Raw genomic sequence first — 1,664 nt, forward strand, 5'->3', positions numbered from 1 at the left:
CAGCGTGCCCGCCTCCGGCGCCGCGCGGGCGACCGTCGGGGACACGAGGAGCGCGGCGCTGGCGAGCGCGGCGACGATGAGCGGGCGGGACGTCATTCCGTGGCGCCGAAGTTGAAGGCCGTCCCAATCTGCACGGTGGGCACGTTGATGATGCGCGACGCGCCCGCGAAGACGGTGTTGTTGGTCACGTCCAGGCGGAAGGACACGTTCTGGGTGGAGAACATGCGCACGCCCAGGCCCAGGTTGACGGCGGGACGGAAGCCGTCGCTGCGGTCCACCTTCACCACCGTGCCACCGGCGAGCAGGAAGACCTCGAAGTGGATGACGTTGGAGTTGAGGAAGGACGTCTTGCCGTACAGCGGGCTCCACATGAGGTCGGAGCCCACCATCCACTGCACCTGGTCCTCGAAGGCGGTGGCGGTGGGGGCCGCGTCGAAGTCGCGCTCCAGCTGGCTGCGCAGGCTGGTCTGCACGTTGTAGCTGTACGTGCCGCGGCCCACCTGCCACGCGACGCTGTCGCTGAAGTGGTACGTGTAGCCGACGGTGCCGATGAGCCCCTTGTAGAAGGCGTCCGCGGGCAGCACGCCCACGCCGAGCGAGAGCTCGTGGTGCATGCGGTAGAGCCGGTCCTGCACCGCGGAGACGGTGCCGGGGTTCTCGAGTTCCTCGGCCTGGGCGCGCGCGAGGCCGGGCACCAGGCACAGGAGGGAGAGCAGGAGGAATCGCACGGGGACTTTTTCCTGTCAGGAGGCGGGGGCCGACGTGGGGTGGGGGGAGTGCCCCCGCGTCAGTAGCCGACCGAGTTGAAGAGGAACGGGTACGTGATGATGACGAGGCCGCCCTTGGGAGCCGGGAACTGCCAGCCCTTCAGGCTGCTGAGGATGCACGCCTCGACGGAGGCGTTGCGGAGGGTGGAGGACTTGGTCTTGGCGGAGGCGACACGGCCGTTGAGCCCGATGGCCCACTCCAGCACCACCTTGCCGGCGAGGCCCGGGTCCTTGAGCAGCGCGCGTTCATAGCAGCCGTGCACCTCATTGAGGTGGCTGTTGATGACCCTGGCCACGGCCTCGCGGTCCACGGTGCCCTGGGTGGAGGAGATGCTGCGCGCGGTGGCGCGCGTGACGGGGGGCCTCGCGCTGTCGGGGCTGCTCGCCGCGGTGGCGCTCCTGCCCACCGCCGAGTTCGCGCGGAGCTCTCTCCGCATGCAGGACGACTGGCCCTGGCGGCTCGTCTGGTCCACGTCGTGGCCCCAGGTGCTGTCCGCGCTGTGGCCGCTCGCGGACTGGCCCCGGGGCAGCTACTGGGGCGAAGACCAGTGGGTTCATCCTCAGCCTCTTCCTGGGGACGCTGCCCTGCGCGTTCGCGGTGCTGGGGGCCGTGCGGGGCCCCGGCGTGCCCGGCCCTTCGCGGTGGGCGCGCTCGTGCTCGTGGCGCTGAGCCTGGGCCGTCACTTCGCGCCCGCGGCCTGGGTGCTGCTGCACGTGCCCCCGTTCTCCCTCTTCCGCTACCCGGTGAAGTACTTCGTGGGGGCCGCGCTCTGCGTGTCGGTGCTGTCCGCCTTCGGGTGGACGCGCTGGGCCGGCTCGCGCGGCGCCTTCGCCCCTCGCGCCCGCGCGCGGCCGTGGCATTCGTGGGCATGGTGGGCGCCATGGCCGCCATCGGGC

At 71.3% G+C, this 1,664-nt stretch carries 1 protein-coding gene and 2 pseudogenes; 1 reads left to right on the forward strand and 2 read right to left on the reverse strand.

Annotated elements, in window-relative coordinates; genetic code table 11:
- Positions 1-92 precede the first annotated feature (92 nt).
- Complete coding sequence (locus ACLEQD_RS42925) at positions 93-728, reverse strand: outer membrane beta-barrel domain-containing protein (protein WP_410391727.1); 636 nt, start codon at positions 726-728, stop codon at positions 93-95.
- Between the two features lie 59 nt (positions 729-787).
- Positions 788-1,123 (reverse strand): annotated as a pseudogene (locus ACLEQD_RS42930) (AgmX/PglI C-terminal domain-containing protein); the annotation flags it as partial.
- Here ACLEQD_RS42930 and ACLEQD_RS42935 point away from each other — a divergent pair.
- Positions 1,050-1,664, forward strand: a pseudogene (locus ACLEQD_RS42935) (hypothetical protein); the annotation flags it as partial. The pseudogenes ACLEQD_RS42930 and ACLEQD_RS42935 sit on opposite strands and share 74 nt — an antisense overlap.

It is taken from the genome of Corallococcus sp. 4LFB (genome assembly GCF_046520365.1).
Lineage (GTDB): Bacteria > Myxococcota > Myxococcia > Myxococcales > Myxococcaceae > Corallococcus > Corallococcus caeni.